This window comes from Brevibacterium sp. GP-SGM9 (assembly GCF_047300845.1).
GTDB lineage: Bacteria > Actinomycetota > Actinomycetes > Actinomycetales > Brevibacteriaceae > Brevibacterium.
Genome location: NZ_CP178563.1, coordinates 3,478,062 through 3,498,359 on the forward strand (window position 1 = coordinate 3,478,062; position 20,298 = coordinate 3,498,359).

The 20,298-nt window shown below is 65.6% G+C and carries 18 protein-coding genes; 10 read left to right on the forward strand and 8 right to left on the reverse strand.

Translation table 11 applies throughout. The annotated features are described in order from the left end of the window. From nadC to nadA, 3 genes are read right to left on the reverse strand one after another with little or no spacing between them, the layout of a single operon-like run. Positions 1 to 897 (reverse strand): carboxylating nicotinate-nucleotide diphosphorylase, encoded by an 897-nt coding sequence (gene nadC, locus ACH82I_RS15570; RefSeq protein WP_413333909.1) that lies wholly within the window; start codon positions 895 to 897, stop codon positions 1 to 3. After that, positions 897 to 2,513, reverse strand: a complete 1,617-nt coding sequence (gene nadB / locus ACH82I_RS15575; RefSeq protein WP_413333911.1) for an L-aspartate oxidase — start codon at positions 2,511 to 2,513, stop codon at positions 897 to 899. The genes nadC and nadB overlap by 1 nt, the downstream gene beginning before the upstream one ends. Positions 2,514 to 2,519: 6 nt before the next feature. Then, positions 2,520 to 3,803, reverse strand: a complete 1,284-nt coding sequence (gene nadA, locus ACH82I_RS15580; protein WP_413333913.1) for a quinolinate synthase NadA — start codon at positions 3,801 to 3,803, stop codon at positions 2,520 to 2,522. Between the two features lie 348 nt (positions 3,804 to 4,151). Between nadA and panB the strand changes: the two genes are divergently transcribed. Then, complete coding sequence (gene panB / locus ACH82I_RS15585) at positions 4,152 to 5,156, forward strand: 3-methyl-2-oxobutanoate hydroxymethyltransferase (protein ID WP_413333915.1); 1,005 nt, start codon at positions 4,152 to 4,154, stop codon at positions 5,154 to 5,156. Further along, the gene (gene panC, locus ACH82I_RS15590; RefSeq protein ID WP_413333917.1) at positions 5,153 to 5,986 is read left to right on the forward strand and encodes a pantoate--beta-alanine ligase; all 834 of its coding nucleotides are present in this window, start codon (positions 5,153 to 5,155) and stop codon (positions 5,984 to 5,986) included. Before panB ends, panC begins: the two co-directional genes overlap by 4 nt. A 41-nt stretch (positions 5,987 to 6,027) precedes the next feature. On the opposite strand, the gene ACH82I_RS15595 is transcribed toward panC, so the two are convergent. Beyond that, complete coding sequence (locus tag ACH82I_RS15595) at positions 6,028 to 6,798, reverse strand: LysE family translocator (protein WP_413333918.1); 771 nt, start codon at positions 6,796 to 6,798, stop codon at positions 6,028 to 6,030. Positions 6,799 to 6,981: 183 nt separating this feature from the next. On the opposite strand from ACH82I_RS15595, the gene ACH82I_RS15600 reads away from it, so the two are divergent. From ACH82I_RS15600 to ACH82I_RS15635, 8 genes are all read left to right on the forward strand, one after another. Then, the gene (locus ACH82I_RS15600; protein ID WP_413333920.1) at positions 6,982 to 7,887 is read left to right on the forward strand and encodes a LysR family transcriptional regulator; all 906 of its coding nucleotides are present in this window, start codon (positions 6,982 to 6,984) and stop codon (positions 7,885 to 7,887) included. A gap of 162 nt (positions 7,888 to 8,049) precedes the next feature. After that, positions 8,050 to 9,183, forward strand: coding sequence for a GuaB3 family IMP dehydrogenase-related protein (locus tag ACH82I_RS15605; protein ID WP_413333922.1), 1,134 nt, complete (start codon positions 8,050 to 8,052; stop codon positions 9,181 to 9,183). Between the two features lie 49 nt (positions 9,184 to 9,232). Further along, positions 9,233 to 10,204, forward strand: coding sequence for an SURF1 family protein (locus ACH82I_RS15610; RefSeq protein ID WP_413333923.1), 972 nt, complete (start codon positions 9,233 to 9,235; stop codon positions 10,202 to 10,204). Next, positions 10,201 to 10,638 carry a DUF3817 domain-containing protein gene (locus ACH82I_RS15615; protein ID WP_230744786.1) on the forward strand — a complete coding sequence of 146 codons (438 nt, stop codon included), beginning with the start codon at positions 10,201 to 10,203 and terminating at the stop codon, positions 10,636 to 10,638. The genes ACH82I_RS15610 and ACH82I_RS15615 overlap by 4 nt, the downstream gene beginning before the upstream one ends. A gap of 41 nt (positions 10,639 to 10,679) precedes the next feature. Then, the gene (gene guaA, locus ACH82I_RS15620) at positions 10,680 to 12,260 is read left to right on the forward strand and encodes a glutamine-hydrolyzing GMP synthase (RefSeq protein ID WP_413333925.1); all 1,581 of its coding nucleotides are present in this window, start codon (positions 10,680 to 10,682) and stop codon (positions 12,258 to 12,260) included. A 136-nt stretch (positions 12,261 to 12,396) separates the two neighbouring features. Beyond that, the gene (locus ACH82I_RS15625) at positions 12,397 to 13,140 is read left to right on the forward strand and encodes a biotin transporter BioY (protein WP_413333927.1); all 744 of its coding nucleotides are present in this window, start codon (positions 12,397 to 12,399) and stop codon (positions 13,138 to 13,140) included. After that, a complete protein-coding gene (locus ACH82I_RS15630) occupies positions 13,137 to 13,883 on the forward strand; it encodes an energy-coupling factor ABC transporter ATP-binding protein (RefSeq protein WP_413333929.1) in 747 nt (248 codons plus the stop codon). The genes ACH82I_RS15625 and ACH82I_RS15630 overlap by 4 nt, the downstream gene beginning before the upstream one ends. After that, positions 13,880 to 14,518: an energy-coupling factor transporter transmembrane component T family protein gene (locus tag ACH82I_RS15635; RefSeq protein WP_413333931.1), complete on the forward strand. Its 639-nt coding sequence runs from the start codon at positions 13,880 to 13,882 to the stop codon at positions 14,516 to 14,518. Before ACH82I_RS15630 ends, ACH82I_RS15635 begins: the two co-directional genes overlap by 4 nt. Positions 14,519 to 14,589: 71 nt before the next feature. Here the strand turns inward: ACH82I_RS15635 and ACH82I_RS15640 are convergent, their stop codons facing one another. Genes ACH82I_RS15640 through menC form a run of 4 tightly spaced genes read right to left on the reverse strand, consistent with a single transcriptional unit; the run spans position 14,590 to position 20,298 of the window. Then, a complete protein-coding gene (locus ACH82I_RS15640) occupies positions 14,590 to 16,137 on the reverse strand; it encodes an ABC transporter substrate-binding protein (protein WP_413333932.1) in 1,548 nt (515 codons plus the stop codon). Beyond that, positions 16,134 to 17,672, reverse strand: a complete 1,539-nt coding sequence (locus ACH82I_RS15645) for an amidohydrolase family protein (RefSeq protein WP_413333934.1) — start codon at positions 17,670 to 17,672, stop codon at positions 16,134 to 16,136. The genes ACH82I_RS15640 and ACH82I_RS15645 overlap by 4 nt, the downstream gene beginning before the upstream one ends. A 26-nt stretch (positions 17,673 to 17,698) precedes the next feature. Continuing rightward, on the reverse strand, positions 17,699 to 19,186 hold the full coding sequence (locus ACH82I_RS15650) for an amidase (RefSeq protein ID WP_413333936.1): 1,488 nt from the start codon (positions 19,184 to 19,186) through the stop codon (positions 17,699 to 17,701). Then, positions 19,183 to 20,298 carry an o-succinylbenzoate synthase gene (gene menC / locus ACH82I_RS15655; RefSeq protein ID WP_413333937.1) on the reverse strand — a complete coding sequence of 372 codons (1,116 nt, stop codon included), beginning with the start codon at positions 20,296 to 20,298 and terminating at the stop codon, positions 19,183 to 19,185. Before menC ends, ACH82I_RS15650 begins: the two co-directional genes overlap by 4 nt.

The following is a 20,298-nucleotide window of genomic DNA, read 5'->3' on the forward strand; positions in this document are numbered from 1 at the left end:
TCAGGCCTCCAGGTCGAGGTCGAGGCCCAGGTCGATCGCGCGCACGCTGTGGGTCAGCGCCCCTGAGGAGATGACATCGACCCCAGTGGCGGCGATCTGCGCGACGGTCTCGAGGGTGACATTGCCGCTGGCCTCGACGATCGCGCGTCCGGCGATGAGCTCGACCCCGGTGCGGAGATCGGCGAGCGAGAAGTTGTCGAGCATGATGATGTCCGCCCCGCCTTCGAGGACCGCGGGAATCTGCTCGAGGCGGTCGACTTCAACCTCGATCATTGTGGTGTGCGGCAACCGTTGCCGGGCCGAACGGAGCGCTGCGGCGATGTCGTGTCCCTGACCGGCCAAGACGGCCAGATGGTTGTCCTTGACCATGACGGCGTCTGAGAGGCCGAAGCGATGGTTGCTCCCGCCCCCGCAGACCACCGCATGCTTCTCGAAGGCCCGCAGGCCCGGGGTTGTCTTGCGGGTGTCGACGATCCGGACGCGGCGTTTCGTGGGGGAGTCGTCGGCGGAAGCGGTGTCGGAATCTGCGCCTCGGGCGGCATCGACGTACGCTCTCGTCTGGGTCGCGATGCCGCTCATCCGCTGGCAGAAGTTCAGGGCGATCCGCTCGGCTCGCAGCACCGCCCGCGCCGGACCGCTGACCTCGGCGAGCGTGTCACCGGAGGTGAAGGAAGCGCCGTCGGCGGCGAGCAGTCTCACCTCGACGTCAGGGTCGACGAGGGTGAAGGCGCGGGCGAAGACCTCGGCACCCGCGAGCACACCGTCCTCCCTGGCCCGGAGCTCGGCCCGCGCCGAGGCGGTGGCCGGGATGAAGGTCTCACCCGTGAGATCGCCCCAGGGAGCATCCTCATCGAGGGCGAGGCGCAGGGCGGAATCGATGGTCTGCGAAGTGAGCATCAGGAAGCCTCCTGGAGAAGGTCGGCAGGGAAGTCGGTACGGGTGTGCGCCCCGCGGCTCTCGCGACGGGCCAGGGCGTGCCGGGCGATTTCGGCGGCGATGAGCGCGAGATTCGCGGTTTCGATGCCTTCGGCGAGAGCGGTGTGCGGGGTGCGCTCGCCTCCGACTGCGGTAGCGAGTTTCGCAGCGCCGCCGGCTGCCGTACTGACTTCTCCGGCGCCGAGGCGGTCGAGCAGAGTCCGCAGTCCCGCTTCGCTGCGTTCCACGCCGAGGTGGGTCCACGCGAGGTCCTGCAGCTCGGTGCGGGGGAGCGTGGTCGCGGGCAGATCCCCGTCCACACCGTCGCGCAGGCGCTCGCCCACTGCAGAGTCGCTCAGCCCTGTGCCGATCGCCGCGGCGGCTCGGATCCCGAACACCGCCCCTTCGAGCAGCGAGTTCGAAGCCAGCCGGTTGGCACCGTGGACCCCGGTGCAGGCGACCTCGCCGATCGCGTACAGACCGTCGATGCTCGTCCGCCCGTCGAGGTCGGTCGCGATGCCGCCCATGAAATAGTGGGCGGCCGGAGTGACGGGAATGAGGTCGACCGCCGGGTCGAGACCGTGCTCGGCCAAGCCCTTCGTGATGGAGGGGAAGCGTTCGGCCACCTCGGGCACGGCTCGGACGTCGAGCAGGCAGGGCCGTCCGCCCTGGGCGGCCATCCTGCGGTGGACGCCCAAGGCCACGACATCGCGCGGCGCGAGCTCGGCCCTGGAATCGACCTCCGGCATGAACCGGTGGCCGGCGGCATCGAGGAGCTGGGCTCCGGCTCCGCGGACGGCCTCGGAGACGAGGAATCCGGCACCGGCCAGCGCGGTGGGATGGAACTGGAAGAACTCGAGATCACGCACTGCCGCCCCCGCCCGGATCGCGGCGGCCAGGCCGTCCCCGGTCGCCGAGGCGGGATTCGTCGTATGCGCGAAGAGTCGGCCGGCCCCGCCGGTGGCGAGCACGATCGCCTCGGCAGGCAGGTGCGTGACGGCACCCCGGTGCAGGAGGCTGACCCCGGTGGCAGCGCGGACGCCGTGTCCGCCGTGTCGGCCATCCGTGAGGACGTCGACGAGCATCGTCTCCTCGTGCAGGTTCACCCTCCCCGCAGCCACCTCGGCGAGCAGGGCCCGCGACAGGGCGTCGATGGTCGCCCTCCCGGTCGCGTCCCCGCCGGAGTGGAAGATGCGCGCGGTCGAGTGCGCTCCCTCCATGCCGCGAGCCCAGGCACCGGAGGCATCCCGGTCGAAGGCGACCCCGGCGGCCGCGAGTTCGCGGATCCGGTCCGGTCCCTCCTCGCAGAGCACCCGGACGGCGTCCTCATCGCAGAGCCCGGCTCCGGCCGCCAGGGTGTCGGCGATGTGGGAAGCCACGGAATCCTCCGCGCTCGCAGGCGAGCCATCTTCCGCGCTCGCAACCGAACCTCCGGCCTCGGCGGCGCCGACGACCCCGGCGATCCCGCCCTGGGCGAAGGCGGTGTTCGATTCGCCGAGGCGGCCCTTCGTCACGAGGGTCACCTCGTGCCCAGCGGCCAGGCGCAGTGCGGCGCTCAGGCCCGCGATTCCGGACCCGATGATGACGATGCGGCTCATGACCGATCAGATCCGGGGCTTCGAGGCGAGCATCCGTGTCAGGGACACGCGAGCGGGCTCGGCCACCTCGGCGCCGACGCTGATCTGATTGATCACCTGGCCCTCCAACAGAGACTCGAGCACCCAGGCGATATAGCCGGGGTGGATGCGATACATCGTCGAGCACGGGCACACGACGGGATCGAGACAGAAGATCGTGTGTTCGGGGTGTTCGGCGGCGAGGCGCTGGACGAGGTTGATCTCGGTGCCGATCGCGAACGTGGTCGGCTTAACCGCCTCGGCGATGGCCTTCGTGATGTAGGCGGTGGATCCGGACTCATCGGCCGCGGCCACGGTCTCGGCCGGGCATTCGGGGTGGACGATGACGCGGACATCCGGGTGTTCGGCCCGGGCCTTGTCGATCTGTGCGGGGGTGAAGCGCTTGTGCACGGAGCAGAAGCCCTGCCACAGGATGACCTTGGCCTCGCTCAGCTCCTCGGCCGAGTAGTTGCCCAGCGGACGGTGCGGGTTCCACAGCGGCATCTCTTCGAGGTCGATGCCCATGGTCAGCGCGGTGTTGCGGCCGAGGTGCTGATCGGGGAAGAACAGCACTCGGTGGCCGCGCTCGAATGCCCACTCGAGGACCACCTCGGCGTTGGATGAGGTGCACACGATGCCTCCGTTGCGACCGCAGAAGCCCTTGATCGCGGCCGAGGAATTCATGTACGTGACCGGGATGACGGGCACCTTGCCCTCGGCATCGGGCTCGGTGCCGAGCACCTCCGCCAGCTGTTCCCAGCAGTCCTCGACCTGGTCGATGTTGGCCATATCGGCCATCGAGCAGCCGGCGGCGAGGTTGGGCAGGATCACGGATTGTTCGGGTGTGGAGAGCAGGTCGGCGGTCTCGGCCATGAAGTGGACGCCGCAGAAGACGATCGCCTCGGCCTCCGGGTGGTTCTGCGCGGCCTTGGCCAGCATGAACGAGTCGCCGATGTAGTCGGCATGTTCGATGACCTCGACCCGCTGATAGTGGTGGCCGAGCATGACCACGCGATCGCCGAGAGCGGCCTTGGCCGCGACGATGCGCTCCCGCAGCTCCTCCGCCGAGGCGTCCCTGTACTCCCGCGGGATCTCTCCCTGGCGCGGGGAGCGGGCGGGGATCGGATCGGAGAGGGAGGCGCCGGGGCCGTACCCGGGGTGCGCGTCGACGTCCCACGGGGCATCGAGGAGCTCGGTCGAGCACATGGAGTCCTTCGAACCCTTCGCCGAGATGTCCTTGAGGGTGAGTTCGATCGACGCTGTTGTAGTCATCATCGTCCTTCGCGGGTCGGTGCGACATCGCCTGACATCGCGGGTTGCACGCGGGCCGCCGTGGATCCGTCCGCTCGGTGTGAGCGGAGACGGCAACGCCGCGTATAATTTAACGCAGATTTGAGCTTAATGGTCTTCCGGGGCAATGTAAAACACGTACGCACCGGCATGACCTAGGGTGGAGTCAGGCTCGCGACCCGAGTCGACCCGAACGCGACCCCGCCCGATGCTGCGGAGATCACCACTCACCGCCGTCGATCGCCCGGGTGCCATGAAGCGCAGAATCGTCGGTTCCGACGGCGAGCAGCGCGCTGCGAATCGAGAATGGCCGACCGAACAGGATGTCTGATGCCCCAGCACGAAAATGCCCAGCCCGAGAGCTCTGCCGAGCCGGTGAATTCCGCCGAGCCGCTGAGTTCTGCCGAGCCCGTGAGTTCCGCCCGCCCAGAGAATCCTGCCGAGCAGGAATCGATCCCGCCCTATGGGGGAGGGGCGGGCAGTGCCGGCGGAACCGGCGGCGCAGTATCCGGAGGGGAGCGCGCACCCGCGGCCCCGCCTCGGCGAGTCCGCACGCTCGACCTCATCAAGGCGAAGTCCGAAGGCAGACGCTGGGCGATGCTGACCAGCTACGACCAGTACACGGCCGCCCTGTTCGAGCAGGCCGGGGTCGAGGCGCTGCTCATCGGCGACTCGGCGGCGAACAACGTCTACGGTCATGAGACGACCCTGCCGGTCACCGTCGACGAACTCATTCCCCTGGCCAGGGCCGTGACGAGGGCGACCTCGCGGGCGCTCATCGTCGCCGATCTGCCCTTCGGCAGCTACGAGATCTCCGATGAGCAGGCCGTCGCAACCGCCGTGCGCTTCATGAAGGAAGCCGAAGTCCACGCCGTCAAGCTCGAAGGCGGGGCACGGATGGCCTCGCGGATCCGGGCGATCACGAACGCCGGAATCCCGGTCATGGCGCACATCGGCTTCACCCCGCAGGCCGAGCACGACCTCGGCGGGTACAAGGTCCAGGGCCGCGGTGATGCGGGCGATGCGCTGCTCACCGATGCCAGGGCCGTCGCCGAGGCGGGGGCATTCTCCGTGGTCATGGAGATGGTCCCGACCAGGCTGGCCGGGCAGGTCACGGCCGAGCTGGCGATCCCGACCGTGGGCATCGGCGCCGGGGCCGAGACCGATGCGCAGGTGCTCGTGTGGCAGGACATGGCGGGCCTGCGCACCGGGCGGGCGCCGCGCTTCGTCAAACGCTATGCCGATCTGCACTCGGTCCTCACCGAGGCGGTCGGCCGCTATGTCGATGAGGTCAGGAGCGGGGCATTCCCCGAACCCGAGAGGAGCTTCGAGTGACCGAGGTCGGCGGCATCCAGGCGCTGCGGCAGTGGCGGGCGAAGCAGACCGGACACGTGTCCCTGGTCCCGACGATGGGGGCACTGCACTCCGGGCATCGGGCTCTGATGGATCGGGCGCGCGAGGCCGGGGATGCGGTGGTGACGAGCATCTTCGTCAACCCCCTGCAGTTCGGCGCCGATGAGGACTTCACGAAGTATCCGCGCCCCTTCGCCGCCGACATCGACGTGTGCGAATCGGCCGGAGCCGACTTCGTCTTCGCCCCGGCGCTGGGGGAGATGTATCCGAGCGCGCCGGAGGTCACGGTGTCCTCCGGTCGGATGGGATCGGTCTTCGAGGGAGCGGCCAGGCCGGGCCACTTCGACGGCGTGCTCACCGTCGTCGCGAAGCTCTTCACGCTGACGAAGCCGGATTCGGCGGTCTTCGGACTCAAGGACATCCAACAGTTCTGCCTGGTCAAGCGCATGATCGCCGATCTCAACTTCGACATCGACCTGATCGGACTGCCTGTGGTCCGCGATGCCGACGGTCTCGCGATGTCGAGTCGGAACGAGTACCTGGCACCCGAAGACCGGCGGGCGGCGCTCGCCATCCCGCGAGCGCTGGAGGCCGCGGCTCGAGTCGCGCAGCCGGAGGCGGCGATCGACGCCGCCCACGAGATCCTCCTGCCGGCGGCGGAGCGGGGCGAGCTCGTGCTCGACTATCCCAGCCTCGTCGACGCCACCACTCTGCAGCCGTGTGAGCAGGGATTTCGGGGATCCGCGCTGCTGCTCGTGTCCGCGACCGTGGGCGGCACGCGGCTCATCGACAATGTGCCTATGGAGTTCTGAGAGGAGCTCCCATCTCGAGCCCGTGAGGCGAGCTCGAGCGCTCAGACCGGGATGGCGATGACGGCGATGCCCATGATGACGAGGATGCCCGCCGAGCCGGCCTCGATGAAGAAGTCCGTGCTCCTCCGCTGGAGCGCCGCGGCGGCCAGGCCCGCGATGAGCGCAAGAACCACCTGGTAGGCGAGCATCACGCCGACGACGAGTGCGACGAGGAGAACGTAGTCGACCCCCGCGGCGGAGGCCGGCACGAGGGTCGGCATGACGGCGAGGAAGAACAGACCCGCCTTCGGATTGCTCAGCGAGGACAGCAGTCCGCGACGATACGAGATCAGGGACCGCAGATGACCCCAGTCGCGTTTTCCTGCGTTGCCCGCCCCCACCTCGGCGCGGGCGAGATCATCGGCGGCGGCAGCGATCTCGCTCACCGGACCCTCGGCGAACTCATCGGCCGGCGCCGCTGGGCCCTGTGCTGCGTTCGCACTTTCGGCCCGCTCAGGGGTTCCCAGTCCGCGCAGCTCCCGACGGATCCGCAGCGCCTGGCGGGCCGCGAGCACGCCGAGGAGACAGAGGTAGATGCCGCCGCAGATCTTGAGCAGCAGCAGCGCCGAGGGGTAGGCCTTGAGAAGCGCAGAGACTCCGGTCAGTGCCGCGATCATCCACACGGTCATGCCGGTGGCGGATCCGAGCGAATAGATCAGTCCGGCCTTCCGCCGCAGCGCCGAGAGGCGGACGGTCAGGATGGTCTCGGGGCCGGGGGTGACGGCGAGGACGGCGGCGGCGCCGGTGATGGCGACGAGTTCGGGTCCGGTCATCGGGATCCTCCAGTCGGAAGCGTGGGGTCGGCGCGGGGCCGGACGTGCAGAGCGAACCCCGTCGAAACGACACGTATCCAACGGGGCACAGATCAATGATGACGGAGAGAAAAGATCATGAAAAGCAATTGATCTCGAATGACCATCAGGTGGCGCCTAATGGTTTCCGGGTAGTCTGGACTCATGTGGGATCTCAATCGCCTTCGCGTCTGGCGAGCAGTCGTGGCCACCGGTTCCGTGGTCGCCGCGGCCCGCAGTCTCAACTACACGCCGGCCACCGTCAGCCAGCACATCACGACCCTGCAGAAGAGCGTCGGCGTGCCCCTCTACCGCCGCTCGGGTCGCGGCATCGAGATCACCGATCTCGGCCGACGCCTGGCCGAGGAATCCGCCGAGGTCTTCACCGGGCTGGCCAAGCTCGACAACCTCGTCGAGAGCTTCCGGACCATCTCCCGTCCGCGGATGCGGATCGCCGCCTTCACCTCATTCAACGCGCGACTGCTGCCCGACATCATCGAACCGGTGGCGCGGACTCATCCCAATCTGCGCTTCGACATCCAGCTCAACGAGCCTGCGAAGATCCGCCGCAGCCACTGCACGATCGAGATCCGCAGCGAAGTTCCGCAGGATGAGGAGGTCCACCTGCCCGAGATGACCCGGACCGTGCTCTTCGACGACGACTATCAGGTCGTCGTCTCCGAGCGCCACGAATTCGCGAGGCGTGAGTCCGTGCCCTTCAAAGACCTCGCCGAACAGCGCTGGGTCGACTACGACCTGTGGTCCGGCCCGACGAGCAGAGTCGTCGATCTCGCCTGCGCGGCCGCCGGCTTCGAACCGCGGAACTTCGCGGCCTCGGAGGATGACTATGCGGCACTGGCGCTGGTGGCCGCGAACCTCGCCATCACCGTGCTGCCTCGCCTCTCGACCATGCAGCTGCCCGGCGGGCTCGTCGCCGTCGACCTCACCGACCCGGTGCCCAGCCGTCGGGTGGTCATGCACGTGCGTGAGCGCGAAGCTCATCTTCCGCACGTACGGGCCTTCGCCACCGCCGCCGAGGCGGTCGCTGCCGAACGCTTCGAACACCCCTGATCTCTCCCACTGCTACCTGGCGGGGGCCTAGCAACCTGGCGCGAGGTGTCTGGGACCCCGCCAGGTAGCAGTGGGAGGAGGGGAGGGGAGACTAGGAGAGACTGCCCGTTCCTCATAGTGGGCTGAGACCTCGGTGTCAGGGCGGTGGGATAGGCTGTCCGGGTGAGTTCTGAAATCGAAATCGGCATCGGCAAGCGCGGGCGTCGCGCCTATTCGCTCGACGACATCGCCATCATCCCCGACCGGCGCACCAGGGACCCCGAAGACGTGTCCCTGAACTGGCAGATCGACGCCTACCGGTTCAATCTGCCCTTCATCGGGGCCCCGATGGACTCGGCCATGTCACCCGAGACCGTCATCGCCCTCGGCCGCTTCGGCGGACTCGGCGTCCTCGATCTCGAAGGCCTGTGGACGCGCTACGAGGATCCCGCCCCGCTGCTGGCCGAGATCGCGCAGCTGCCCGACGAGATGGCCACCGCACGGATGCAGGAACTCTACTCCGCTCCGATCCAGACCGAACTCATCACCGCCCGCCTCGAACAGATCCGCGAGGCCGGAGTCACCGTGGCCGGTGCCCTGACCCCGCAGCGGACCCAGCAGTTCTACAAGACCGTCGTTGACGCCGGGGTCGACATCTTCGTCATCCGCGGCACCACGGTCTCGGCCGAACACGTCTCCTCCCAGACCGAACCGCTCAACCTCAAGCAGTTCATCTACGAACTCGACGTTCCCGTCATCGTCGGCGGGGCCGCCACCTACACCGCGGCCCTGCACCTCATGCGCACCGGTGCCGCCGGAGTCCTCGTCGGCTTCGGCGGGGGAGCGGCCGCAACGACCCGTCGCACACTGGGCATCCACGCCCCCATGGCCACCGCGATCGCCGACATCCATGCGGCCCGCCGTGACTACATGGACGAATCGGGCGGCCGCTACGTCCACGTCATCGCCGACGGCGGCCTCGGCTCCAGCGGTGAGATCATCAAGGCCTTCGGCGTCGGCGCCGACGCGGTCATGCTCGGCACCGCCCTGGCCCGTGCGACCGAGGCTCCCGGCCGCGGCATGCACTGGGGCGCCGAGGCGCACCACCCGGAGCTGCCGCGTGGGCATCGCGTGGAGCTGGGCACCGTCGGCGGCCTCGAGCAGGTGCTCTTCGGTCCCGGGCGCACCGCGATCGGCGAACTCAACCTCGCCGGTGCCCTGCGCAGGGCACTCGCGACGACCGGCTACCTCGACCTCAAGGAATTCCAGCGCGTCGACGTCACCGTCTCGCCCTATCGGCCTGGATCGGTGGTCTGATCTGTTCCGTCTGGCCCTGACCCCCAAGTGGCTGGGGTCTCTGCTCCTCGTGCTCGTGCTCGTCACCTGCTTCGTCGGTCTTTCGGCGTGGCAGGTCAACCGGGCCCAGCACAAGAACGATGCCGTCGAATCGGCCGACGTCAATGACGTCAAGGACTTCAACGATGTGATGGGCGCCCAAGCGCCGATGCCGGGCATCCTCGCCGATCAGCGGGTCAGCCTCTCCGGCCACTGGATCCCCGACGCCCAGGTCGTCGTCCCCGATCGGGTGCTCGACGGGGATAAGGGTTATTGGGTGGTGACGATGTTCGCCCCCGATGACGCCCACCTCGGCGACGGCGTCGAAGCCGCGGATGCGAACGAGAAGACGATCGCCATCCCCGTCCTCCGCGGATTCACCACCGACGAGGCCACCGCCATGTCCTCCCGCGCCGGCGAGGGCGAGGTCGAGCTGACCGCACGCATCGGACCCGTGGAAGGGCCGATGCCCGGCAACGACCTGCCCGAAGGTCAGGTCCGCAGCGTCTCGACCTCGCAGATCATCAACCTCTTCCCGAACCTGCTGACCTATTCGGGCTTCCTGATTCCCGAATCCGCGGACGGGTCGGCCGCCTCGGTGGGCACCGACGGCCTGGCCATCGTGCCGCCGACGACGACGCGCGACGAAGGCGGATTCGATCTGCAGTCCGCGGTCTACGCGATCGAATGGCTGATCTTCGCCGCCATGGCCCTCTACATGTGGTGGCAGCTGCTGCGCGACGACTTCATGCGCCGCCGCCTCGGGGACGACGGCTCCCAGGATCCTGGGAAAGACGTCGAGTATGTTGTCGTCAAGGCCGCCGGCACATCACGGATCGACCCCGAAGTGATGTCGGGGCTGACCGGACTTCCCGCCCACCGGCACGGTGCGAAGAAACCGCGCCGGCACCGAGGCGGGACCACCTCGGCGAGCGCCGCGACCTCGTCGAACACCGAGCACACCGATACCGACACCCCGAACACCGGAGGAAACCGAGCGTGAGCGAAGAACCCGAATCCCTGGATTCCCGCCCCGACGTCGACGAGTCGAATGTGTGGAGCGTCAAACGCTTCACCTCCGCGCGCAACGCCTTGAAGTTCTACCGGGTGATGGCGATCATCACCGGCACGATGCTGCTCATCCTGACCGTGGAGATGATCTACAAGTACCTCATCGCCGCGGACTCGGAGACGGCGCTGAACTTCGGCGGCTTCAACCTCGCCGCCGCCATCGCGATCTGCCACGGCTGGTGCTACGTCGTCTACCTCATCGGCTGCTTCTGGCTCAATCAGCAGATGCGCTGGACCCTGGGCCGCTACATCGTCCTCGCCCTGGCCGGCGTCGTCCCCGTGATGTCCTTCATCCTCGAACGTCGGATCCACCGTCAGGTCGAGGCCGAACTCGAAGCCGCGGTCGTCGTCGCACCCAAGAGCTGAGGCGAATTGGGCGTGGGGTGGCCGATGCTTAGAATTGGACCATGACGCAATCCCAGAGCACGCAGGTGCCTCCCGTCCTCGTAGTCGACTTCGGCGCCCAGTACGCCCAACTCATCGCCCGACGCATCCGCGAGGCGGGGCTGTACTCGGAGATCATCGCCCACGACGCCCCCGCCGCGGAGTTCGCAGCGAAGAACCCCATTGCCATCGTGCTCTCCGGCGGACCCTCGAGCGTCAATGACGAGGGAGCCCCCGGCTTCGACACCGCGGTCTTCGACCTCGGAGTCCCGACCATGGGCATCTGCTACGGATTCCAGCTCATGTCGACCACCCTCGGCGGGCGGGTCGCGAAGACCGAGAAGCGCGAATACGGCTCGACCCCGGTCACCGTCTCGAGCACCGGCGCCCTGCTGGCCGGGACCCCGAACGACTACAAGGTGTGGATGTCCCACGGGGACTCCGTCGCCGAGGCGCCCGCGGACTTCGATGTCCTCGCCTCCACCCCCGACACCCCCGTTGCGGCCTTCGAATGCCCGGCGAAGAGATTCGCCGGCGTGCAGTGGCACCCCGAGGTCCTCCACTCCGAGCACGGCCAGCAGATCCTCGAGAACTTCCTGTTCAAGGTCGCCGGCCTCACCGCCGACTGGACGAACGCCTCGGTCATCGACGAACAGGTCGAACTCATCCGCGCCCGGGCCGGGCAGAAGAAGGTCATCTGCGCCCTCTCCGGCGGTGTCGACTCCTCGGTCGCCGCGGCATTGGTCCACAAGGCCATCGGCGACCAGCTCACCTGCGTCTTCGTCGACCACGGTCTGCTGCGCCAGGACGAACGCGAACAGGTCGAGAACGACTACGTCAACTCGATCGGGGTCCGGCTCGTCACCGTCGACGCCCGTGACCAGTTCCTGTCCCAGCTCGCCGGGGTCACCGACCCTGAGGAGAAGCGCAAGATCATCGGGCGCGAATTCATCCGCACCTTCGAGAAGGCCGCCGCCGACCTCGTGCTCGAGGCCAAGGACGAAGGTGAAGAGATCGGCTTCCTTGTCCAGGGCACCCTCTACCCCGACGTCGTCGAATCCGGCGGCGGATCGGGGACCGCGAACATCAAGAGCCACCACAATGTCGGCGGCCTGCCCGATGACATCCAGTTCCAGCTCATCGAACCCCTGCGCGCCCTGTTCAAGGACGAGGTCCGGGCGATCGGCCGCGAACTCGGCGTCCCCGAGGCCATCGTGTCCCGCCAGCCGTTCCCCGGACCGGGACTGGGCATCCGCATCATCGGCGAGGTCACCGAGGAGCGTCTGGCGATCCTGCGCCGGGCCGACGCCATCGCCCGCGAAGAGCTGACGAAGGCCGGACTCGACGGAGAGATCTGGCAGTGCCCCGTCGTCCTCCTCGCCGACGTCCGCTCCGTCGGAGTCCAGGGCGACGGACGCACCTACGGTCACCCCGTGGTGCTTCGCCCGGTCTCGAGCGAGGATGCGATGACGGCGGATTGGACGCGGGTTCCCTACGATGTCCTCTCCGTGATCTCGAACCGCATCACCAACGAGGTCGACGACATCAACCGCGTCGTCCTCGACGTCACCTCCAAGCCCCCGGGCACCATCGAATGGGAGTGAGCAAGAGCCTCCGGACGGTCTGAGACGGACCCCAGCATTCACTCCTGAACACCGTTCAGTTATGGTGGGATATGCCCGAGCCAGACTCGGGGACGCCCGGGCCCGGTTCGGGCGCATCCCAACCAACGGAGAACTCATGACTCACGCGCACACCGACGGTCCCGCCTCGGCGGGCATCGTCCGACCTCGATCGGCCAGCCGGGCGGGCGACGTCGCCCTCATCGCGGTATTCGCCGCCCTGCTCGCGGCGTTCGCGATGCTGCCGCCGGTCCCGGTCGGCCCGGCCGGCGTGCCGATCACCCTGCAGACCTTCGCGATCGCCCTGTGCGGTCTCGTCCTCGGCCCCTGGCGCGGTGCCGCGGCCACGGGGCTCTACGTCGCACTCGGCCTCCTCGGCCTGCCGATCTTCTCCGGAATGAACGGCGGAATCGGGGTCCTCGCCGGGCCGAGCGCCGGCTACCTCGTCTCCTTCACCCTCTACTCCCTGGCCGCCGGGTTCGTCGCCCGCTGGGCCCTGCGCCGGTTCCGCGGCGGCAAGCTGTGGGCGGCGCTGTTCGCCGGCGCGCTCGGCTCGAGCCTGCTGCTCAACCACCCGCTGGGCATCCTCGGAATGTCGATCAACGCCGACCTGCCCCTGCCCGTGGCCGCCGTCGCCGACCTCGCCTACTGGCCCGGCGACATCATCAAGAACGTGCTCGCGGTGTCCGTGGCGCTGCTCATCCACCGGGCGTTTCCCGATGTCCTCCGCCGCCGAGGCGGTGCCCCGGTGCGTGCGGGTACTGGAGCAGTCGGGAGCACCGGAACCGCTGCGGACGCTGGGAGGGTCACTGGCACTGGAACCGTCGCGGACTCCGGAACCGCTGCGGACGCCGACCGGTGACCGAGCCAGCCTCGACCGCACGGTCGATCCGATTGCGCGACGTCGGCGTCGGAGTGCTCGACGAGACTCCGGACGGCGACGTCTGGAGACCCGTGCTCAACGAAGTCTCCGCCACCCTTACGGAGTCCGTGGTCGCGCTCATCGGCGCGAACGGATCCGGAAAGTCGACGCTGCTGCAGCTGCTCAACGGACTCGTCACCGCCAGCTCCGGCCGCGTCCTCATCGACGGGCTCGACCCGGCCGTCGACGGTGGGAAGGTGCGGTCCCGGGTGGGATTCGTCTTCACCGATCCTGCCGCGCAGCTCGTGATGCCGACCCCGCTCGAGGACATCGAACTCTCTCTGCGCCGACGCGTGCCGAAGAGGCAACGACGGGCCGCCGCCTTCGAGGTCCTCGAGGAGCTCGGCATCGCCGATCTCGCCGATCGCAGCGTCTATGAGCTCTCCGGCGGCCAGCGGCAGCTCGTCGCCTTGGCCGCGGTGCTCGCCGTCGACCCGCAGATCCTCGTCCTCGACGAGCCGACCACCCTGCTCGACCTGCGCAATCGGGAGCGGCTGCGCCGAGTGCTCGCCGATCTCGTCGCTCGCCGCGGGGTGCGCATCATCCTCTCCACCCACGACCTCGAGTTCGCGAGCATCGCCGACCGCGCCCTCGTCGTCGAGGCCGGACGGATCGTCGAAGACGGTCCACCCGCCGAGGCGGTCGCCGCCTACCGGGAGCTCATCATGAGCGATACGCCGTGAGCCGCCGAGAGACCACCGGGATCCGTCGCCGGGCCCAGCTCTTCGGCCGAGTCGCTCGCCCTGCGGGCTGGCTGCATCGCACGCCCACCGGCTGGAAGCTCGGGGTCATCGCGATCATCGGCCTGGTCGCCCTGATCTTCCGTGACCCCATCATCAACTGGTCGATGTTCGCCGTCCTCGTGGTCCTCGGCTTCACCGCGCGGCTGCGGTGGCGACACCTGTGGAAGACCTGGCTCTACGCCGGAGTGCTCGTGGGGATCATCATCGCGGTCCAGCTCTTCATCGGGACTCTCGCGGCCGGACTCACGGTCGGCGGCACCGTCTTCGCCTGTGTGCAGGCCGCGCTGCTGCTGACCCTGACGACGAGTGTGGCGCAGCTGCTCGAGGCCTTCGCGGTCATCGTCTCGCCGCTGCGCGTGTTCGGAATCGACACCGAGGTGATCGCACTGACCGCGAGCCTGACGATCCGAGCGATCTCGCATCTCTCCGGCCTCCTCGGCGAGTCCGATCGGGCCGCCCGGGCTCGTGGACTTGATACGAACCTGCGCGCCCGGGTGATCCCGGCGATCCTCCGCTCGGTCAAGTACGCTCAGGATACCGGCCGGGCGCTCGACGCCCGCGGCATCGTGGACTGAACGCAATTTCGCTTGGAGCCAATCAGAATGCGACGCGACTGTTGATAATTTCCACGTTCGTGCAATGTTTTTCATTCTGTACGGACGTTGTAAAAGATGTCGCCAGAAGCCGCGGTGAATTCATGCCCGGTGAAACCTGACCTGATGCCAGTTGTTGTGGAACGTGCTCCGAACTTGAGCACCGGCAGGTAGTCGTAGAACGCCTTCTGAAGGTCATCTTTCGCGGACACAGCCTGATCGCCGCTTTGCGCATGGACGATGGTGTCGAATGCGTCATCGATCTCCGGGCTCTCCGTCCACCCCGGCCAGATCGGATCGAAGAAGACTTGAGTCAGTGGAGTTGAAGTCGGTGAGAATCCGGTGATGAAGATTTCATAGCTTTTATCATCGGTTCGGCTTTGGAGAACCGTGGCCCAATCGGTGACGATGAGTCGCGATTTGATTCCTACGTCGTTGAGCTGCTGGTTCATCACGACGGCGTTGTTGTAGTGCTCCTCGTACTCGCGTGAAGTGAGGATGCGCACTTCTTCACCGTTGTAGTCTGCCTTGTCGAGGAGTTCGTCGACCTGTTCGGGGTCGGGATGATTGTAGGTCTCGAGGCCCTCATCCGAATACCACTCTGAACTCTTCGGCATGAGTGCACCATTCGTGTCATAGAGCTTCTCCGAAGAAAAGGCTGCCTTCTGGATATCATCGATATTCGTCGCAGCGAGGACAGCTCTGCGCATATTGGGATCGGCCATCACCCCGCTCTTCTTATTGAAGATCGCCGCGTTGAACCCGTTGTCACCCGTTGTGAGATTGATGTTCTCGTCTCCCTCGAGCATCTCCAGATTGTCAGGAGGCAGAGCATTGGCAGCGTCGTACTCGCCGGTCTGGAGGCCGGACATTCGGGTGGAGGGATCATTGACGAAGTAGAAGAACATCGAATCGAAGGCTGCTTCTCTCGAGCCAGCAGTGCCGCTGGTTTCACCCCCAGGAGAAACATAGTCGTCAAAATGCGCCATCTGTACGTATTGGTCAGTGTTCCACTTCTCCATAGTGTATGGGCCGGTTCCCACGAATTTCTCGACTGGGTCGTCGCCGGCTGCCTCGAGAATTTCCTTGGGCTGGATTGCCGGGAGCTGTCCTTGGTCAGCTAGGAGCGGGAGAGCCACGAATAGTGGGTCCGGCAGTCTGATTTCCACCTTGTCAGGTGCTGGAGACGATACGTCGGCTTCTGAGAAGAACAGCTGCCCCACGGAAGCTTTCGCTATCCACGCTTCGAGCGAAGCAACGACGTCCTCCGCTTCCATAGTCGAACCATCGTGGAACTTCACGTTCTCGCGGAGGGTGAAGCTGACAAGGGTTCCGTCGTCGGAGAGCGAGAACGAGTCTGCCAGCACTGGCTTGACCTGGTTGTCGGCATCGATGGTGATGAGTGGCTCGAAGAAGTTGCGTGCGATGTCACGCGTCGCAGTGGATGTGGTCATGAGCGGATCGAGTGTCGGAGGCTGAGCATTCCACGCGACAATGAAGCTGTTGCCTGTACCGCGTTGCGCGTCACCTAGCCCACCACCGGTGCACGCGCTCAGTGGCAGCAACGCCGCCAAGAGTGCGCCGAGGAGTAATCGTCTCATCCCAAGCCCTTCGCTTTTGTCGAACTGGCCGTCGCGAGGATTGGCCGGCCGCCCTGTGCTGCTACTTCGGTGTACTCGCGGTTCTCAATGAGCAGCTGACCGTTGACGAATAGGTGGACGACACCGTCCGCCGTCATCACCGGGGACGGTTCTGATTGAGGTTCGGCGGAGTCGACATCGATGACGACGATGTCCGCATCGGCACCCACACCGAGGTGGCCCTTGGCCGCGAAGGCAGGCGCACCGGTAGCCAGGATCTTGGCGGGAATGTCGCTTGAACGCGCGATGACCTCGCTGAGGCCCATGAGACCGCTGTCCCGGTGTAGCCAGGAGAGCGCGCGGATGAAGCATGAACTGCTTCTCGGGTGGACAGCAAAGCCTTCGGGAACCGGCAACCCGGTCGGCACAGGTTCTCCCTCATTGATTCCCTTGATACGTGTTAACGGCATTGCATCCGACGCGAACGCGGCTCCGGGCAATGACAGCGTAGACAGCAGCTTATCGACGCCAGCTGGCAGGCCGGGGCCGTAGTACTGGATGAGGCACAGTCCGCCCGGGTCCTCGGCGCGCAGTTCGGCCAGCCTCTCATACGATGACACCTGCTCCGCTCCCGGAAGATAGGTGATGGTTGAGGCGGGAGTTCCATTGCTCCTGAGAATCTCAGGAGACAGAAAGTCGGCACCGATCACGGTGGACGCGAATTCAAAGGGATAGGACTCTGTGGTCAACGGCAGACCCCGGTTAATCGCGTCCGTGAGCTGTTCGGCTGATAGCTCGTTGTCCCCGGCATTCGAACTTGCGAAGTGGCAGATGTGGATTCGCGCGCCCGTCGCTTCGCTGAGCTCGACAAGTTCGTTCACGGACTCATGGGCGGTATGCCCCTCGATCTCAGCCCCATAACGCGCATGGACGAAGAGTAGCGTGTCATACTCGTCCGCGAGTCGAGCCAGAGCATGAAGCTCCGCTGAATCGATCGCGGGCGCATAGCCGAGAAGGACACCGATGCCGATCGCACCGTCATCGAGCTGTTCGGCAACCAGCTCGATGATCTTCTTTCGCTGGTCCTCAGTTGCTGGCCGTGCCCAATTCCCACTGGACTGAAGCACGCTGAACATCTCCAAAGGGAGAGTGGGCAGTTGATCCGCCTGATCGGCGTTCATCTCCTCCATGACGATCATCCGGGCAAGCAACCAGGACGCTGAATAGCCGTAGTTGAGGGCTCTTCCTTCGCTGCCGGCAGCGCGGAGCGTGTGGTTCAGAGGTGCCGCGCCGCATTCGAGTTCGAGGCTAGTGGTGACTCCGTCATGAGCCTGCAGCAGATGTCCGATTCTGTTCTGAGCATGACTATGCATATCGACGAAGCCCGGAGCGACGACGAACCCTGTCGCGTCGATTGTCCGCTGTGCCGGGATCGGTTCGCTGCCGACGTGGACGATTCGCCCATCCGTGATGCCGACGGTAAGGACCTCGTCTATGTGATGTCGGGGATCGACCACTCGGCCGCCCGTGATGAGTGTCTGACATTGTGCTGTCATGAGATATGTTCCTTCCCGAGCCTCGATCAGTTAATGTCTGGAAATCGGTCGACCCGGGTTGTGCAGTCGATGTCTGGGGCTGATTTCCATGATCCGATGCGATCCTCGATCCGTTTGGCGATCTCGAGCAGTCGAGCTTCATCTCGGAAGCGTCCGACCAATTGGATGCCGACGGGAAGCCCTGAACTGGTGAACCCCACCGGTATCGAGATCGCGGGGTGATTTGTCGTTGTGATGATGCTGGGAAGCGTCATCCAGTCGAGATAGTCAGACATCGAGGTGCCGTCGATCTCTCGGGGGTAACGCATTCGAACGTCAAAAGGAGGGACTTGGACCGTCGGAGTGATGAGAACGTCCGCATTCGTCAAAAACTCGGCCATCTCTGACCATGACCTCGACTGTGCCCCCAATGCCTCGGACGCGTCCTGGCCGGAGACTCGCCGTCCTGCTTCGACGTTCCACAGGGCATCATCTTTCATCTGATCGCTGTGCTTGTCGGCGAGAGGGCCAAGCGTAGCCAGCATCTGCAGACCCCGTAGCGTGCGGAATGCCTCCTTTGCCTCCGACAGAAGCGGGTGCCTCGGTTTGACTTGGAAGTCTGCCCCGGAAAGTTCCGCCACGGCGGCCTCTACGACCGATCTGACCGAATCGGCGACGGGAAACATTCCAGAGAAGTCGAGCGAATAGGCGGCGGTGATCTTCTGCTCTCCGAGCGTTGATCCTATGGCCGAGGTCGCCACTTCACTCAATGCGGTGGTGTCGACGGAGTACGAAAAGGGATCGACCGAGGTGAATCCGACCATGCTTGCCAGCAGATGAGCAGTGTCTCGTACAGTTCGAGCCATCGGGCCCTTAACGGAGAGAGTCCCATAGGCGAGCCCGTTGGGAGAATTGGGAACTGTGCCCAGGGAGGGGCGGAGACCTACTACGTTGCAGAACGAGGCAGGGTTGCGAAGGGAACCACCCGTGTCGCTGCCGTCCGCAATAGGGAGCATGCGCGAGGCAAGGGCAGCAGCAGCTCCACCAGAGCTGCCTCCTGCAGAGTGCTCAAGTGAGTACGGATTGCGAGTGAGACCAGTTACTGAGTTGTAAGTGTGTGAGCCCAGTCCGAATTCTGGCGTATTCGACTTCGCAATGACCACGGCGCCGGCTTGTTTCATCCGCGAGACGACGATGTGGTCTCGTGATGCAACTCGCGTCGAGAAGATCGGACTGCCCTGTGTGTGTCGAAATCCTGCGGCAGGAATGAGATCTTTGACCGCAACTGGGAGGCCCATAAGAGGAAGATTCTGCCGCTCAGCGAGGGAGAGCCGGTCGATGCGATGCGCTTCGGACAGAGCCTCCTCGGGGTGTACATCGAGGAGGGCGTTGATGTTTGGATTCGCGGCTTCGATGCGCTCGAGATGCGCGGTGACGACCTGTGCAGCGGTGAACTCACCGCGCTGAATTCTCGCCACGAGCTCAAGTGCCGTTGAATCGTCAAGGCCGAGCGCCGAGGAACTGGGTTTGTTCATCGGCCGTCGACCTCGAATGTGCGTTCGGAGGTGGTGATTGCCTCGAGATGTGCGACGTCGATGTCGAAGCCGATGCCCGGGCCCTGTGGGACGTCGACACGACCGCGGTCCATGGTGACCTCGGGGGAGATGACATCCTTCTTCCAATAGCGAGCCGAGGGCGCGGTGTCGCCTGGCAGAGTGAACCCCGGAAGCGAGGCGATTGCAAGGTTGTGCGCGCGACCGATTCCGGACTCGAGCATTCCTCCGCACCAAACCGAAAGCCCCTCGTCTCGGCATAGCTGCTCGATGTCCTTGGCCTCGCTGATTCCTCCGACGCGTCCGATCTTGATATTGATGATTCTGCAACTGCCCAGTTCGATGGCCTTGCGAGTGTCGTGTACGGAGTGGATGCTCTCGTCGAGGCAGATCGGTGTGCGCAGCATCTGCTGCAGGTGACGATGATCGACGATGTCGTCATGAGCGAGCGGCTGCTCGATCATCATTAGATCGAGTTCATCGAGATGCTTCAAGTGCTCGGTATCGGCCAAGGTGTAGGCATTGTTCGCATCGGCCATGAGCGGGACCTCGGGGTGCTCGGCGCGTATGGCACGGAGGAATGACAGATCCGCCCCGGGCTTGATCTTGACCTTGATCCGCGCAAACCCCTCATCGACGGCCGCGGAGACGAAATCGACGAGTTCGCTCTCCGATTCCTTGATGCCGACGCTGAGTCCGACTTCGACAGAGGACTTGGTGCCGCCGACGGCGTTTGCAAGGGACACGCCTTCATTTTTTGCCCATAGGTCCCAGATGGCCCCCTCTACAGCGGACTTTGCCATGTTGTTGCGCTTAATGGGGGCGAGAAGATCACGAACCACGCTCGGATGGCTGATATCGGTGCCGATCAGGAGAGGAATGAGATGTTCGGTGAGCACGAGTTCGCAACCTGAGGTGTACTCCTCGGAATAGTAGGGGTAGGCGAATGCACCACATTCGCCGTAGCCGGTCGTGCCTCCGGAATTGACCTCGACGATGAGGAAATCTCGATTGGTCTGAGTGGAGAAGCTTGTTGTGAAGGGAGTGATGAGATCTAGTGAGGCGCGGCGGACGGTGATTGTGTCGATATTCAA